The sequence below is a fragment of the Paraburkholderia sediminicola genome (genome assembly GCF_046026895.1).
In the GTDB taxonomy this organism is placed as follows: Bacteria; Pseudomonadota; Gammaproteobacteria; order Burkholderiales; family Burkholderiaceae; genus Paraburkholderia; species Paraburkholderia sediminicola_C.
Genome location: NZ_JAQQEU010000205.1, coordinates 1 through 1845, shown reverse-complemented (window position 1 = coordinate 1845; position 1845 = coordinate 1). Strand labels below are relative to the sequence as shown.

Below are 1845 nucleotides of genomic sequence, written 5' to 3'. Positions count from 1 at the left end.
CGATCGACGGAATCGGCCGCGCCTTCGTCGACGAGAGGGTTCAGGCGCAGCAGCAGTTCCCGGCGGTTGATGAGGCCGGTCGGTTCATCATGCGTGGCCTGGCGCGACAAGCGTTCGGAGATCGCGCGCGCTTCGGTGACATCGCGAACCGGCACGATGACACCGTCGTCGCATGGGAACGCCCGCACTTCAAACCAGGTACCGAGCGGCGCGTAAAAGTCGGTCGCGGTGCTGGGCATACCGGTCTCGGACGCCTGCCGATAGGCTGCTTCCTAGCTCGACCCGATGAGGCTTGGGTATTCGGCCCAGATCTCGCGACCCAGCAGGTCCGCGGGCCGACGCTTGAGCAGCCGTGCAGCGGTCCGGTTGGCACTTTCACGTTGCCCGAGATGCGGCGGTAGAATGAAGTGATGAAGAAAACGCAATCGCTTTATCACGGCCACCGAGCCTTCCCACAGGCAAACGCCAGTCCACTGCGCCAGCGCATGACCGACGACATGCGCATGCGGCGGCGTTGTCAAGTTGGCGACTGTAGGCCAACCGTGTGGCACACAAGTAGTTATCCTCACCAGATAACTTGTCGCACCAGCAACGGATCGTTTCGTAAGTGACCACGACGCCGCGCTCGAACGACAATTCTTCGATGTCGCGCAGGCTCAGGCTGAACCGGAAGTACCAGCGAACGGCGCAGCTGATAACAATAGCAGGGAACATGATTGGGCTCCTGCTGGAGAACGAGGCGGGTTGCCTCATTCGCCAACATACGGAACCGCGCGGTGGACCTCCCATGAACCGCACGCGCTGGCCGGAGCCCCCTACCGCGCGAGCGGTTTCGTTCGGCGACCCTGAACTGCCCTTCGACCCGGGGTGACCTCTACGGCAGCTTTCAAGGGTACAACGGCCATTCGTTCCCTGGATTCGCTAGCCGACGGCTGGTCACGTTTACCACCTTCGGCGATTCAAAACCGTTTGACGAATTCGGCCATGTCGGCGCCCATGGAATGTTTCCGGCAGAGTTTGCAGACATCATCCGTCGCAGTGAGTGAGCCACTATCCTGTCAGAGCTGGGACTGCATGAAAGTGAGCCAGGTCTCACGCTCTGCATCGCTTGATTGAGGTTACGATCTTCTAAGCTACGAGGAAAATCTACTGCCTTCCCTTAGCAGCAGGGATACACACCAGCAACGTCACCATCCCAATTGCCAACAGGACCGCGATAACATCAAGGCCAACGTACAAACTACCTGTGCGCACCTTGACCGCTCCGATCATCGCGGGGCTGACCGCACCGCCAAATGAACCGATCGAACTGATCAGCGCGAGGCCACCCGCTGCTGCGGATTGACTCAAATAGGCACTCGGAATAGTCCAGAACAGGCTAAGCACGCTGAAAATGCCGACGGACGCGATCGTCAATAACGTGACAGTCAGCGCCAGACTACCGACAGCCAGCGGCAGCAAAAAAAAGCATGCCGCGGCCGCGAACCCGCACAGCGCCACATGCCAGCGGCGTTCCAGGTACTAATCTGAACTATAGCCAACGACCCCCATCCCGATTGTCGAAACAAGGGAAATTGCCCCGCTGATCCATCCGATCGAACTCACGGTCTGTCCGGAAATGGCCTTCAGCACGGTGGGGCCCCACAACAGGATTGTGTTCAGCGAGCAGAAATAGGCGAAGTAGATGAAAGCCAGCAAATACACTTTCGGATCACGCAACGCATCGCGAAAAGTGCCCCCCCGCTGCGGGTCGCGACTGACGGTCTGTCGCCAGGTCCGTCAGGACCCAGTTCTTCTCTTCATCGCTCAACCACCGCGCCTTCGCCGCGTCGTCCGACAGATAGA

General features: G+C 59.5%; 1 protein-coding gene and 2 pseudogenes. All 3 read right to left on the bottom strand.

Features of this window, described 5'->3' with window-relative positions; all coding sequences use genetic code 11:
• Nucleotides 1-239: pseudogene (locus PQR02_RS40290) on the bottom strand (diguanylate cyclase); the annotation flags it as partial.
• Nucleotides 240-576: 337 nt separating this feature from the next.
• Nucleotides 577-714 (bottom strand): annotated as a pseudogene (locus tag PQR02_RS40285) (IS6 family transposase); the annotation flags it as partial.
• 432 nt (nt 715-1146) lie between these two features.
• Nucleotides 1147-1461, bottom strand: a complete 315-nt coding sequence (locus PQR02_RS40280; RefSeq protein ID WP_408243363.1) for an MFS transporter — start codon at nt 1459-1461, stop codon at nt 1147-1149.
• Nucleotides 1462-1845: the final 384 nt, after the last annotated feature.